The 12896-nt window shown below is 71.0% G+C and carries 12 protein-coding genes; 5 read left to right on the top strand and 7 right to left on the bottom strand.

Translation table 11 applies throughout. From position 1 onward, the window contains the following. The first annotated feature begins 113 nt into the window (after nucleotides 1–113). Nucleotides 114–1079 (top strand): quinone oxidoreductase family protein, encoded by a 966-nt coding sequence (locus ASG71_RS15020; RefSeq protein ID WP_056740698.1) that lies wholly within the window; start codon nucleotides 114–116, stop codon nucleotides 1077–1079. Nucleotides 1080–1174: 95 nt separating this feature from the next. Here ASG71_RS15020 and pheT read toward each other — a convergent pair whose 3' ends face one another. Continuing rightward, nucleotides 1175–3718 (bottom strand): phenylalanine--tRNA ligase subunit beta, encoded by a 2544-nt coding sequence (gene pheT / locus ASG71_RS15015; protein WP_056740693.1) that lies wholly within the window; start codon nucleotides 3716–3718, stop codon nucleotides 1175–1177. A gap of 2 nt (nucleotides 3719–3720) precedes the next feature. Further along, on the bottom strand, nucleotides 3721–4779 hold the full coding sequence (pheS, locus tag ASG71_RS15010; protein ID WP_056740690.1) for a phenylalanine--tRNA ligase subunit alpha: 1059 nt from the start codon (nucleotides 4777–4779) through the stop codon (nucleotides 3721–3723). Nucleotides 4780–5006: 227 nt separating this feature from the next. Between pheS and ASG71_RS15005 the strand changes: the two genes are divergently transcribed. Further along, entirely contained in the window at nucleotides 5007–5471 is a 465-nt protein-coding gene (locus ASG71_RS15005) for a hypothetical protein (RefSeq protein WP_235564126.1), read from the top strand. 1 nt (nucleotide 5472) lies between these two features. After that, a complete protein-coding gene (locus ASG71_RS15000) occupies nucleotides 5473–6111 on the top strand; it encodes an SIMPL domain-containing protein (protein ID WP_056740688.1) in 639 nt (212 codons plus the stop codon). A 47-nt stretch (nucleotides 6112–6158) separates the two neighbouring features. Here ASG71_RS15000 and pcp read toward each other — a convergent pair whose 3' ends face one another. Further along, a complete protein-coding gene (pcp, locus tag ASG71_RS14995) occupies nucleotides 6159–6800 on the bottom strand; it encodes a pyroglutamyl-peptidase I (RefSeq protein WP_056740686.1) in 642 nt (213 codons plus the stop codon). An 89-nt stretch (nucleotides 6801–6889) separates the two neighbouring features. Here pcp and ASG71_RS14990 point away from each other — a divergent pair, with 89 nt between their 5' ends. Then, nucleotides 6890–8059: an Rv2578c family radical SAM protein gene (locus tag ASG71_RS14990; protein WP_056740684.1), complete on the top strand. Its 1170-nt coding sequence runs from the start codon at nucleotides 6890–6892 to the stop codon at nucleotides 8057–8059. Nucleotides 8060–8107: 48 nt separating this feature from the next. Here ASG71_RS14990 and ASG71_RS14985 read toward each other — a convergent pair whose 3' ends face one another. Genes ASG71_RS14985 through ASG71_RS14970 form a run of 4 tightly spaced genes read right to left on the bottom strand, consistent with a single transcriptional unit; the run spans nucleotide 8108 to nucleotide 11483 of the window. Beyond that, a complete protein-coding gene (locus ASG71_RS14985; RefSeq protein WP_056740682.1) occupies nucleotides 8108–9481 on the bottom strand; it encodes an NAD(P)(+) transhydrogenase (Re/Si-specific) subunit beta in 1374 nt (457 codons plus the stop codon). Next, complete coding sequence (locus ASG71_RS14980) at nucleotides 9478–9855, bottom strand: NAD(P) transhydrogenase subunit alpha (protein WP_056740680.1); 378 nt, start codon at nucleotides 9853–9855, stop codon at nucleotides 9478–9480. The genes ASG71_RS14985 and ASG71_RS14980 overlap by 4 nt, the downstream gene beginning before the upstream one ends. After that, on the bottom strand, nucleotides 9855–10997 hold the full coding sequence (locus ASG71_RS14975; RefSeq protein ID WP_056740678.1) for a Re/Si-specific NAD(P)(+) transhydrogenase subunit alpha: 1143 nt from the start codon (nucleotides 10995–10997) through the stop codon (nucleotides 9855–9857). The genes ASG71_RS14980 and ASG71_RS14975 overlap by 1 nt, the downstream gene beginning before the upstream one ends. 42 nt (nucleotides 10998–11039) lie before the next feature. Then, entirely contained in the window at nucleotides 11040–11483 is a 444-nt protein-coding gene (locus ASG71_RS14970; protein WP_056740817.1) for a (deoxy)nucleoside triphosphate pyrophosphohydrolase, read from the bottom strand. A gap of 176 nt (nucleotides 11484–11659) precedes the next feature. On the opposite strand from ASG71_RS14970, the gene ASG71_RS14965 reads away from it, so the two are divergent. Continuing rightward, on the top strand, nucleotides 11660–12868 hold the full coding sequence (locus ASG71_RS14965; RefSeq protein WP_056740676.1) for an MFS transporter: 1209 nt from the start codon (nucleotides 11660–11662) through the stop codon (nucleotides 12866–12868). Nucleotides 12869–12896 lie beyond the last annotated feature (28 nt).

The raw sequence follows: 12896 nt of genomic DNA, 5'->3' as shown, positions 1-12896 counted from the left end.
CTAGTCCCGTGCCTGCAGTGCTGCGCCCGCGCCGGCCGTGTCCCTAGGATGGTCTGGAGAGCCGGACCGAGGAAACCTCCTCCCCCGGAGCGGAGCACGTCAGAAGGAGATCCATGTCCCACGCAATCCTCGCCCGGCAGGCCGGCGGCCCGGAAGTCCTCGAACTCGCGGAGGTTGACCGGCCGGTTCCCGGCCCCGGCCAACTGCTGGTCAAGGTCGCCGCGACCGGCGTGAACTTCATCGACACCTACAAGCGCAGCGGCGTCTACAAGGTGCAGTACCCTTTCACCCCCGGCTCCGAGGCGTCCGGAACCGTGGAGGAGACCGGCGACGGGGTGAGCGCTTTCTCCGTCGGGGACCGGGTGGCCACGGCCGAGGGCATCAACTGCTACGCCGGGTATGCCCTGGTGGATGCGGACAAGGCACTGCCGGTCCCCCGCGGCGTCGATGATTTCACTGCCGCGGCCCTGCCCCTGCAGGGCATCACCGCCCACTACCTGATCAACTCCTCGTTCAAGGTCGAGGCGGGCCAGACGGTGCTGCTGCACGCCGGGGCCGGCGGGGTTTGCCTGCTGCTGATCCAGCTGCTGAAAGCCAAGGGGGCCCGGGTCATCACGACGGTGTCCACCGACGAGAAAGAACAGCTGGCCCGCGGCGCCGGGGCCGACCACGTGCTGCGGTACGGCGGCTTCGCGGCGAAGGTGCGTGACCTCACCGACGGCGCCGGCGCCCACGTGGTGTACGACGGCGTCGGGAAGGACACGTTCGACGATTCCCTGGCTGCCCTGCGGATCCGCGGCACGCTGGTGCTGTTCGGCGCCGCCTCCGGCCCGGTGCCGCCGTTCGATCCGCAGCGGCTCAACGCCGGCGGCTCGCTGTACCTGACCCGGCCGACCATCAACCACTTCCTGCGGGACGCGCAGGAGCGCCGCTGGCGGTCCGATGAACTGTTCGCCGCGGTCGCGGACGGGTCGCTGAAGGTCCGGATCGGCGCCCGCTACGACCTGGCCGATGCCGCGGCCGCCCACACCGACCTGGAGCAGCGCCGCACCACCGGCAAGGTCATCCTGGTCCCCTAGGTCCGCGGCCGGCGCCGTCACGGCGCACCAAAAAGCTCCCCGCAACCTGTTGGTTGCGGGGAGCTTTTTGTTCAGGTGCTCCTTGCAGTGCGCCCTTAGCGCTGAACGGCGCCGGTCCGCTCGTGGGCGGCGGCGACCGCGGCGTCGCGGGCGGCGGAGGCCTCGTCAGCGGTCAACGTCCGGTCGGCGGCGCGGAAGCGCAGGTTGAAGGCGAGCGACTTCTTGCCCTCCTCGATGCCCTTGCCGGCGTACACGTCGAACAGGGAGACGTCCTCGAGCAGTTCGCCCGCGCCCTCGCGCAGCGCGGCCAGTACCTCGTCGGCCGGAACCTCGGCCGCAACCACAAGGGCGACGTCCTGGGTCGCCACCGGGTAGCCGGAAATCGGCCGGGCGACGATCACATCGGCGGCGGCTTCGAACAACGCCTCCGCGTTCAGCTCCAGCGCCACCGAGCGGGCCGGCATGTCGTGCGCGGCGAGCAGCTTCGGGTGCAGTTCGCCGGCGTAGCCCACGACCTCTCCGGTGCGCAGGGACAGCTGCGCGGCCCGGCCCGGGTGGAAGGCCTGGTGCTGGCCCTGACTGACCACGAGCTCGACGCCGAGGACGTCGCCGGCGAGCCGGGCGACGTCGAGCGCATCGGCCCAGTCCCAGGAGCGCGGGGTGTGCGCCGGCGAGGCCGGGGAATCGTGTCCGGTCAGGACCGCGGCGAGGTACAGCGGCTGGTGAGGGACGCCGTCGTAGAGTCCGTCCAGCACCTCGTCGGCGGGCCGGGCGCCCAGCGGCGGGATGGAGCCGGTACCCAGTGTGTCCCCGGGCAGGAAGACCGTGCCGGCCTCGAACAGGGCCAGGTCACGGAAGCCCCGGGAATGGTTGCGCTTGGCGACCTCGATCAGGCCCGGCAGGATGGACGTCCGCAGGTAGCCGTGCTCTTCGCTGATCGGGTTCGCCAGCTTCAGCGCCTTCCGCTCCGCGCCGGCCTCAGGCACCCCGAAGGTGTCATTGGCGGCCTTGGAGACGAACGGATATGCCAGCACCTCGGTCAGGCCGGCGTCCGCGAAGGCCTGCACGAGCCGGCGGCGCTGCTGCTGGACGCGGGTCAGGCCGCGGCCCGGAGGCGCTACCGGCAAGGTGGCGGGGATCTTGTCATAACCGACCAGCCGGGCGATTTCCTCGGAGAGGTCTTCCTTGGTTTCAAGGTCGGTGCGCCAGCTCGGCGCGGTGACGGCGTAGCCGCCCTCGTTCCGGACCACCTCGGCGCCCAGGTCCTGCAGCGAGGTGAGGATTTGCTCCTCGGTGAAGTCGATGCCGATCCGTTCCGCGGCGAAGGCGGCCGGGAGCTGGACGGTGACCGGTTCCACGGGCGTGCCGACGTCGGTGCCCTCCGCCGCTGCGGTGCCTCCGGCGAGTTCGACCAGGAGGTCCACGGCGCGCTGGGCGGCGATGTGGGCCACGTGCCAGTCCACGCCGCGTTCGAAGCGCTTGGAGGCCTCGGACGGGAGCTTGTGGCGGCGGCGGGAGCGGGCGATCGAGACTTCCTCGAAGTGCGCTGCCTCGATCAGGATGGTCGACGTCGCGTCGCTGACCTCGGTCGCGGCGCCGCCCATCACGCCGGCGACGCCGATCGGGCCGGAACCGTCCGTGATCAGCAGGTCCTCGGCGTCGAGCGTGCGTTCCTTGCCGTCCAGGGTCTTCAGCTTCTCGCCGGCGACGGCGCGGCGGACCACGATCTCGCCGGAGAGCTTGTCCTGGTCGTAGAAGTGCAGCGGCTGGCCGAGCTCGAGCATGACGTAGTTGGAGATGTCGACCGGCAGCGAGATGGAGCGGATGCCGGCGAGCCGGAGCCGTGAGGCCATCCACGGCGGGGTGGGCTTCGTGGCGTCCACGCCGCGGACGGTGCGGGCGACGAAGCGGTCACAGCCGGGCTTGCCGTAGATCGGGGCGTCGTCGTTGAGCTTGACCGGGTAACCGCCGGAGAGCGCGGCCGGAGCCTGCACCTTCGAGGCCGGGTCGGTGAAGGCGGTGCCGGTGGCGTGCGCGTATTCGCGGGCCACGCCGCGGATAGAGAACGCGTAGCCCCGGTCCGGGGTGACGTTGATTTCGGCGGCCTGGTCATACAGGCCCAGCAGCTCCATGGCGTCGGTGCCGACCTCCGGGTCCAGCCCGATGCGGGAGAGCACGAGGATGCCGTCGTGGTCCTCGCCAATGCCGAGTTCACGCACGGAGGCGATCATGCCGGCGGAAAGGTGGCCGTAGGTCTTGCGCGCCGAGATGCGGAAGTCGCCGGGCAGAACGGCACCCGGAAGGGTGACCACTACCTTGTCGCCCTCCACGAAGTTGTGCGCGCCGCAGATGATGCCCTGCACGCCGGAGGCGTCGATGCCGTCGCCGGCCAGGGTCTGCTGCTGGCCTTCGGGAACGACCCGGACCTGGCACCAGTTGATGGTTTTGCCGTTGGACTGCGGTTCCTTGACCAGGCTCAGGACCTGGCCGACCACGATCGGGCCCTGCAGGGCCTCGGTCGGGCGGTGTACCGCTTCTTCTTCGAACCCGACTTTGACCAGGTCCGCCATGACGTCTTCGGCCGTGGCGCCGGCCGGTACGGCGGCGAATTCACGCAGCCAGGAAAGGGGGATACGCACTGTTAGATCTCCATCCCGAAGTGCTCGCTGAAACGTACATCGCCTTCGATCATGTCGCGCATGTCGCCGACCTCGTTGCGGAACATGAGGGTCCGCTCGATGCCCATGCCGAAGGCAAATCCTGAATAGACGTCCGGGTCGATGCCGGCCGCGCGGAGCACGTTCGGGTTGACCATGCCGCAGCCGCCCCACTCGATCCAGCGCGGGCCGCCCTTGGCGCCGGGGTGCCAGATGTCCAGCTCCGCCGACGGCTCGGTGAACGGGAAGTAGTTCGGGCGCAGCCGGATCTGGGCCTCGTCGCCGAACATCTGGCGGGCGAAGTGCTCCAGGGTGCCGCGGAGGTCAGCCATGGACAGGTTCTTGTCGATGGCAAGGCCCTCGAACTGGTGGAAGACGGGCGTATGGGTGGCGTCCAGCTCGTCGGTGCGGAAGACCTTGCCGGGGCACAGCACGTAGATCGGGACCTCGCGCTCGAGCATGGAACGGACCTGCACCGGGGAGGTGTGCGTGCGCATCAACAGGTGGGCCTCGGGTGGCTCGACGAAGAAGGTGTCCTGCATTTCCCGGGCCGGGTGGTCCGGCTTGAAGTTCAGCGCGTCGAAGTTGAACCATTCCGATTCGACCTCGGGGCCTTCGGCGATCTCCCAGCCCATGCCGACGAAGATGTCCGCGACGCGGTCCTGCAGCGTGGACAGCGGGTGGCGGGCACCGGCACGACGGCGGCGCGGGGCGGCGGTGACGTCGACCGTCTCCTCGACCAGGATGCGGGCGTCGTTCTCGGCTTCAAGCTCGGCGGTGCGGTCCGCGAGCGCCTTGTTGACGCGTCCGCGGGAGGCTCCCATGAGCTTGCCGGCGGCGGCCTTCTGGTCCTTGGGCAGGGCGCCGATTTCACGGTTGGCCAGGCTCAGCGCGGATTTCTCCCCGGTGTGGGCCAGGCGCACGGCCTTGAGTTCATCGAGCGTCGAGGCGGCGGCAATGGCGGCGACGGCCTGGTCTACGGCGGCGGTGATGGCGGCTTCGTCCAAGGGGTTCGGGGCGGCGCCCGGCAAAGTTTCAGTCATCTACTGTTCTTAGCTACGAGTCGGGTCATGCCAACGGCGCCGGACGTCCACGGGAGCGGGCCAGCGCGTTGGCAAAGGACAGGGCACGCCGCATTCGCACCGGCGGGCACTCCCCTTCAGTCTAGTTGACCGCCCCCGGCCCGGTTGAACCGTGGCTAAACCCGCCAGGTCTACCGCCGTTCGTTCGTCCCGGCCGGGGCGGAGCTGTCCCCGGCTACCATGGCCTCATGACCCCGGGACAGCGGTTGCGGCAGCTTGCCAACCTGCTCAATGCATCGACCCCCCTTGGCTTGCTGCTGGCGGTGTCCGCCCGGACCCGGCTCCGCCGCGGACCGCGAGGGCTGATCCTTGCCACCGGCTACCGGTGGCGCCTGCCGTTCGCGGCGGCGTTCACGGTCGGCAACGTGATCCTGTACCGGGCGGCCCCGGAGCAGGCGCTGGCCAACCCGGTCCTGCTGGGGCACGAGGAGCGGCACAGCAGCCAGTACGCCTGGTGCCTTGGCCTGCCGTTCCTGCCGCTGTACCTGCTGGCGGCCGCCTGGTCCTTCTGGCGGACGGGCAACCCCGGCACGGCCAATGTCTTCGAACGGCACGCCGGACTCCTGGCCGGCGGGTACCCGCTGCCCGGGCCCGTTGCCCGGAAGACCCGCACGAACACCAACAGCCCGGTTCCCGGGCGGAACGAGGCATGACATGACGGACGATCCCAGGACCATCTCGGTTACCGGCTCCGGCAGCGCGGAGGCCGCACCGGACCTCATGACGCTCGCCATCGGCGTGGAGTGCCGGCGCGACCGCGTCGCGGAGGCGTTCGAGGACGCCGGCCGCGCTGCCTCCGCCGTCACGGCCGCGCTCCGTGGCCACGGAGTTCCGGATGCGGACATCACCACGTCCGGGTTGAACGTCCGGGCGGAGGTCGGCTGGCAGGAGGGCCGGGGTCAGGTCGTCTCCGGCTACCTGGCCTCCACCACCTTCAGCGTCCGGTTGCACGATCCGGCGGCTTCCTCCGCGCTGGTCGCCGCCGCGGTGGAGGCCGGCAGGGACGAAGTGCGCCTCAACGGACTGGAGTTGGGTTTCGCGGATCCTGCCGCGGTCCACGCCCGGGCCCGCGAGGCGGCCTGGGCGGACGCGCGCACTAACGCCGAGCATTTCGCCGCCTTGGCCGGCGCCCGGCTGGGCCGGGTCGCCTCGGTTTCGATGCACCCTGGTCCCGGGGCGCCGGTCCCGCTGGCCGGGATGCAGCGGACCGTCGCGTCCGCGGCACTGCCCGTTGAGGCCGGCGCGGCGGGGGTCAACGCGGCCGTGGATGTGGTCTGGGAACTTCTGGACTGATCCCGCGTGCCCGGGGCCCGCGGTGGCGTTGGTTCCGGGTCGGGACACTAGTGGGTGGCGCCCGCGGCGAGCTTGAGGTCCGCCGTCGTCCCCAGCGCGGTGCGGACGACGACGGCGAGCGCCTGCGTCATCTGTTCCAGTGGCAGCGAGGCGAGGGTGCTTCCCGCCGGCACCTGGTCCGGCCCGTACGGGACGTGGACAAACCCGCCGCGTACCGCCGGAGTGGACCCGAGTGCGTGCATCAGGCCGTAGAAGACGTGGTTGCAGACGTATGTTCCGGCGCTCTGGGACACCTCGGCGGGAATCCCTTCCGCAACCAGCGCCGCCAGGGCCGCCTTCACGGGAAGTGTGCTGAAGTAGGCCGCCGGGCCGCCGGGCACCACCGGCTCATCGACCGGGGCGTTGCCCGCATTGTCCGGGATCCGCGCGTCGTCGCAGTTGATGGCAACCCGCTCCAGGGAGATGCCGGACCTCCCGCCGGCCTGTCCCGCGCACACCACGAGGTCGGGGCGGTGCTCGGCCAGGGCGGCGTGCAGGGCATCGATGGCGTCGCCGAAGACGCAGGGTAGTTCGACCGACGCGACGTCGTGGCCTTCCGCTGCGAGCAGGGCGGCCGCGCCGCGGGCGGCGGTCCAGGAGGGGTTAGTGGTCTCTCCCCCGAAAGGTTCAAAGCCGGTCAGCAGAATCATGCGCCCAGCCTAACAACGGCGTGCCGCGGGCCGACGCGGGTCTACGCCGGGTCTTGACAAAACATCGAACATATATTCGAATGTTAGCCATGAGATGGGACGCGCAGGCACTTCGGCCGGCCGCCGGCCAGCCCGGCATGGAACCCTCCCCCGGCGCCGGCGGGCGAGCCGGTGAGGCATCCGGTGCTCCTCCCGGCGGTACCGTCGCGGCCCCGGCACTGCTGCCGCTAGCCGGACTGGTCCGCTCGGTCTCCACGCCCGAATTTGCCGGCGTCACCTTCCACGAGGTCACCGCCAAATCGGTGCTCAACAAGGTGGCGGCCGGTTCGCGGATGCCGTTCGAGTGGACGGTCAACCCTTACCGCGGTTGCAGCCACGCGTGCGTTTATTGCTTCGCCCGGAAGACCCACACTTATCTGGACTTCGACGCCGGGCTGGACTTCGACAGCCAGGTCGTGGTGAAGGTCAACGCCGCCGAGGTGCTGCGCAAGGAACTGGCCAAACCCTCCTGGCAGCGCCACCAGGTGGCCCTGGGCACCAACACGGATCCGTACCAGCGTGCCGAGGGCCGCTACCGGCTGATGCCGGGCATCATCAGTGCGCTGGCCGACTCGGGCACGCCGTTGTCCATCCTCACCAAGGGCACGCTGCTGGCCCGGGACATTCCCCTGCTCAAGCACGCTGCCGCACAGGTTCCGGTGGGGATCGGCATCTCCCTCGCCATGACCGATGAACGGCTCTCCGAGGCAGTGGAGCCGGGCACCCCGGGACCGCGGGCACGGCTCAAGCTGGTGTCCCGGCTGCGCGAGGCCGGCCTGCCGTGCGGCGTCATGGCGATGCCGATCCTCCCCTGGCTCTCCGACTCCGACGAAGCCCTCGATTCGCTGTTCGGCTCACTTGCCGCGGCAGGTGCCACCGGGGTCACAGCAGGGGCGCTCTACCTCAAACCGGGCACCCGGGAATGGTTCATGCAGTGGATCGCCAAGGAACATCCGCAGCTGGCCGGCAGGTACCGCCGTCTCTACGGAACCGGCTCGTACGCGTCCCAGGAATACCGGAGCTGGCTCGCGGGCCGGATCCGGTTCTTCAAGGCCCGGCACGGCTTCCTCGGTTCCGCGGGCTTCAGCCATCGGGACCTGAGCGGAGACCCCAGGGAAGAGGAAGCCCAGTACCCGGCCGGCAGCATCCCCGGCCCGGCCCTGCAGGGTTCAACGGCGGCCCCCGCCGGAAACGCCGCCGCGCAGCCGATGCTGTTCTGAGCCCGTCCGGTCGGCGGAGCGCTCCTCCGGTGAGGTCCGGGAGGAGGCCTACAGGGTCTTGACCGCGCCGAGGACCCGGGACAACGAGTCCTTGGCATCGCCGAAGAGCAGCGTGGTTTTGGGATCGTGCAGGAGCTCGTTTTCGATGCCGGCGAACCCGGGCCGCATCGACCGCTTGAGGAACACCACTTGGCGTGCCTGGATCACTTCCAGGATCGGCATGCCGTAGATCGGCGATCCCGGCGAGGATTTCGCGGCGGGGTTCACGACGTCGTTGGCCCCCACCACGAGGGCGACGTCGGTGGTGGCGAACTCGGGGTTGACTTCCTCGAGTTCGCGCAGCGCGTCATAGGGCACGTTGGCCTCGGCGAGCAGGACGTTCATGTGCCCCGGCATCCGCCCGGCCACGGGGTGGATCGCGAAGGACACCTCGACGCCCCGGGCGATGAGGACGGTGGCGAGCTCGGCCACCGTGTGCTGGCCCTGGGCGACGGCGAGGCCGTAGCCGGGCACGATCACCACCCGTTGGGCGTAGCCAAGTTCGACGGCGACATCCTCCGCCGAGGAGGAGCGCACGGGCCGGTCGCTGGCCGTCGTCGACCCGGCGGTGGAGCCGCCCTTGAATGCCCCGAACATGATGCCGGCCACCCCGCGGCCCATCGCCGAGGCCATCACCTTGGTCAGGATGGTGCCGCTGGCGCCCACGAGCGTTCCGGCGACGAGCAGCAGGACGTTTCCCAGCACGATCCCGGACGCCGCGACGGCCAGGCCGGTGAAGGCGTTCAGGAGCGAGATCACGATCGGCACGTCCGCTCCCCCGACCGGAAGCACCAGCAGCAGGCCGGCGGCCAGTCCCAGGAGCAGCAGCGCCGCGGCCCAGCCGGCGCTGCCGTCGACCACGACCAGGGCGCCGGCGCCGAGCGCGCCGGCCAGGGCTACCACCATCACCAGGGGCATGCCGGGGAAGAGCAGCGGGCGGGTGCTGATCAGTTCCTGCAGCTTGGCCACGGTCACGGCGGAGCCGGCGAAGGACACGGCGCCGACCAGCATCGTGAACACCACGGCCAGGCGCACCCACGCGTCTGCGTTGTGGCCCAGTTCCAGGACGGCGACCAGGGCGGCCGCACCGCCGCCGACGCCGTTGAACAGTGCGACCAGCTGCGGCATCTGGGTCATCTGGACCCGCCGGGCCACCGGGACGGCCAGGGCGGCGCCGACGGCGATCGCGGCCAGGATCAGGGCCATGTTCTCCAGCCGCGCCGACAGGAACACTGTCACCACGGCCACCAGGGCACCGGCCGCCCCGATGGCGTTGCCGCGCCGGGCGGTCCTGGGCGAGCTGAGGCCCTTCAGCGCCAGGATGAAGCAGACCGCCGCCACCAGGTACAGCAGCGCCGTCCAGACCGGGTCCAGGATGCTCACGGGCGCACCTCCCCCGCCGGTGCGGTGCCGGTCTCAGTGCCGGGTGCGCTGTCCGGGCCGGGAGCGGCGGCCGGCGGTCCGGCGTCCTTGGGGCCGGGCCGCCGGGGGCCGAACATCTCCAGCATCCGGTCGGTGACGACGAAGCCGCCGACCAGGTTCGCCGTCGCCAGCACCACCGCGAGCAGCGCCACGGCCAGCAGCCAGGGCCCGTCGGCCTGGCCCGCCACGATGACCGCACCCACCAGGATGATGCCGTGGATCGCGTTGGCACCGGACATCAACGGGGTGTGCAGTTTGCTGGTGACCTTCGAGACGACCTCGAAGCCGACGAAGACGGCGAGCACCACGACCGTTAGCAGGGTGACGGTATCCATCAGTTGCGTGCCTCCATGGTTGCGGCCGTGCCCGGATGCCGGACGGCGCCGTCGTGGGTCAGGCAGGCGCCGGCGACAACCTCGTCGTCGAAGTCCGGCACCACCTTGCCGTCGACGGTCATCAACGCCAGCAGGTTGGCGACGTTCTTGGCGTACAGGCGGGAGGCGTCGGAGGCCGCCGCGGAGGCGGCGTCCTGCAGCCCCACCAGGGTCACGGTGCCGCCCGGGACCGGGACGGGGACGTCGCAGCCCGCGACGACGCCCTCGACATTGCCGCCGGACTCGGCGGCGAGGTCGACGACGACGGAGCCGGCCCGCATGCCGGCCACCATGTCGGCGGTCACCAGCAGCGGCGCCGTCCGGCCGGGGATGGACGCGGTCGTAATCAGGATGTCCGCGGCGGCGACGTGCGGCGCCAGCAGGGCCCGCTGCCGGGCAGCGCGGTCCTCGCCGAGCTCCCGGGCGTAGCCGCCGGCGCCCTCGGCGGGCCCGTCGAGCGCCAGGTTGATAAAGGTGCCGCCCATGGACGCGACCTCGTCGGCGGACGCGGCGCGGATGTCGTTCGCCGACACCCGGGCGCCGAGCCGCTTGGCCGTTCCGATCGCCTGCAGCCCTGCGACGCCGGCGCCCAGCACCAGCACCCGGGCCGGCGGGATGGTGCCGGCCGCCGTCATGTAGAGGGGAAAGAACCTGGGGTAGCGCAGGGCCGCTTCAAGGACGGCGCGGTAGCCGGCGACCAGGGACTGCGAGCTCAACGCGTCCATGGACTGGGCGCGGGAGATCCGGGGCACGAGTTCGAGCGCGAAGGCTGTCACCCCGCCGGCGGCCAGGGCGGCGACGGTCGGCAGTTCCGAGGCCGGGGAAGCGAAGCCGATGGTGACGGTGCCGGGCCGGAGCGCCGCCGCGGTATCCGGTGGCAGCGGGCGCACATGCAGCAGGACGTCAACGGAAGCCAGCGGCAGTTCGGCGGCGAGCTCCGCGCCGGCCGCCCGGTATTCGCTGTCAGGGAAGCCGGCGGCGTCGCCGGCGCCGCTCTCCACCACCAGGGACAGGCCAAGGCCCGTCAGTTGCCGCACTGTCTCGGGGGTGGCCGCGACCCGGCGCTCCCCCGCACGCTGTTCCCGCCTGACCCCGACCTGCACGCCCAGCTCCTCCCGGTTCGCCCCAGCGTAGCCACAGCGCCCTTATTTTGGCGAGGGTTCTGCGGCGACAACTCCGAGCAGCGCCTCGACGATCGGCAGGTCGGCCGGGATCCAGGGCAGGCCCAGGACTTCCTCCGGGGTGTCCAGTGCGACCCAGCGCAGCTCGTCGTGGTCCTCGAGCGGCCGCGGCGTCCCGGCGGCCAGCTCCGCGAACCAGACCCGCATCACGGCGCGCTCGTTCAGCGGCCAGCCGGCCGGTTCCGCTGCCGGCAGTTCCGGCCCCAGCCGGATCTCCACTCCCAGCTCCTCGCGCAGCTCGCGGTGCAGGGCGGCCTCGGGCGCTTCGCCGGGGTCGACCTTGCCGCCGGGGAACTCCCACATGCCGGCGTACCGGGGCGGGGCAGTCCGCCGTGCCACCAGCAGGGTCCGCGGGTTGGTCAGGTTATCGACGACGGCGCCGCCGACGACGTTGATGAGTTCAGTCACGTCCACCAGTCTAGGGGCGGCCTGGCCCGCGCCGGCGGGGCACAATGGTGAGGGGCCGGCGTCCGGCGCCGGAATACCGCAGGGCGCGCCCGGCGTTCCCTGAACAGCATTCCAGGCGGCCCCAGCATGCCGCATCTTCCCGGCCCCGGCCGGCATCGTTCCCGAGAAACAGACGGATGACCACCACTAAAGACGCCCCCGCCACGCCGAAAACCGGCACCCGCCACCTTGCCCTCGCCATCCTCGCCCTCGCGATGGGCGGCTTCGGCATCGGCACCACCGAGTTCACCATGATGGGCCTGCTCAAGGAGGTCGAGCACGGACTCGGCATCGGCACCCCGGAGGCGGGCCACCTGATCTCCGCCTATGCCCTCGGCGTCGTGGTGGGCGCCCCGGTGCTGGCCGCCGTCGGCGCCAAGCTGCCGCGCAAGCACCTGGCCCTCGGGCTGATGCTGTTCTTCAGCCTGGCGAACCTCAGCTCCTTCATCGCCCCGGATTACGGCACCATGCTCGTCTCCCGTTTCGCCGCGGGTCTCCCCCACGGCGCTTTCTTCGGCGTCGCCGCGGTCATCGCCTCGTCCCTGGTGGCGCCGACCCGCCGCGGCTGGGCCATCTCCATGGTGATGGCCGGCCTCACGGTGGCCAATGTGATCGGAGTTCCCTTCGGGACCTGGCTGGGCCAGTCCTTCGGCTGGCGCCTGCTGTTCCTGCTGGTCGGCCTGATCGGCCTCGCCACCATGGTCATGATCTACCGGTTCGTGCCGTTCCAGAAGCCGCACGCGGACGCCAGCATCCGGCGCGAACTCGCGGCGCTTAAGCGCCTGCAGGTCTGGCTGGCCGTGCTGATCGGCGTCGTCGGCTTTGGCGGGTTCTTCGCCACGTACACCTACATTGCGCACACCATGACGTCGGTCGCCGGGATTGCCGCGGAGTGGCTGCCGCTGGTGGTTGCGCTGTACGGCGTGGGGATGGTGGCCGGCAACATCGTCGGCGGCCGCATCGCGGACAAGTCGGTGATGGGGACGATTTACTGGGTGCTTCCCGGCGTCGCCGTCGCCCTGGTCGTCTATGCGGTGGCGGTGCACTGGCCCTGGTCCGCCTTCGTGATGGTCTTCGTGGTGGGCGGAGCCGGGTCGATGCTCGTCCCGGCCCTGCAGACCCGGCTCCTCGACGCCTCCCCCGACGCGCCGTCGCTGGCGTCCTCGCTGAACCATGCGGCCCTCAATGTCGCGAACGCCCTCGGCGCGTTCCTCGGCGGGCTGGTCATCGCCTGGGGCTGGGGCTATGTGGCCCCGGCTCTGGTCGGGGCGCTGCTGGCCATCCTGGGTCTTGGAGTCGCCGCCCTCAGCGGCGCTGTGGAACGCCGGAGGCCGCTGGTCCGGTAGCCGCATGGTGCGGCACCGGACCGGCGGC

The organism is Arthrobacter sp. Soil763 (assembly GCF_001428365.1).
Taxonomy (GTDB): domain Bacteria; phylum Actinomycetota; class Actinomycetes; order Actinomycetales; family Micrococcaceae; genus Arthrobacter.
The sequence above is the reverse complement of the archived record's forward strand: the minus strand, read 5'-3'. Positions and strand labels throughout refer to the sequence as shown.

What these genes read in the sequence shown, in the direction of transcription:
- ASG71_RS14990 (WP_056740684.1), top strand. Translation starts at nt 6,890, where the DNA reads ATGAGATGGGACGCGCAGGCACTTCGGCCGGCCGCCGGCCAGCCCGGC.
- ASG71_RS14980 (WP_056740680.1), bottom strand. Translation starts at nt 9,855, where the DNA reads ATGGATACCGTCACCCTGCTAACGGTCGTGGTGCTCGCCGTCTTCGTC.
- ASG71_RS15020 (WP_056740698.1), top strand. Translation starts at nt 114, where the DNA reads ATGTCCCACGCAATCCTCGCCCGGCAGGCCGGCGGCCCGGAAGTCCTC.
- ASG71_RS15005 (WP_235564126.1), top strand. Translation starts at nt 5,007, where the DNA reads ATGACCCCGGGACAGCGGTTGCGGCAGCTTGCCAACCTGCTCAATGCA.
- pcp (WP_056740686.1), bottom strand. Translation starts at nt 6,800, where the DNA reads ATGATTCTGCTGACCGGCTTTGAACCTTTCGGGGGAGAGACCACTAAC.
- ASG71_RS15000 (WP_056740688.1), top strand. Translation starts at nt 5,473, where the DNA reads ATGACGGACGATCCCAGGACCATCTCGGTTACCGGCTCCGGCAGCGCG.
- pheS (WP_056740690.1), bottom strand. Translation starts at nt 4,779, where the DNA reads ATGACTGAAACTTTGCCGGGCGCCGCCCCGAACCCCTTGGACGAAGCC.
- ASG71_RS14965 (WP_056740676.1), top strand. Translation starts at nt 11,660, where the DNA reads ATGACCACCACTAAAGACGCCCCCGCCACGCCGAAAACCGGCACCCGC.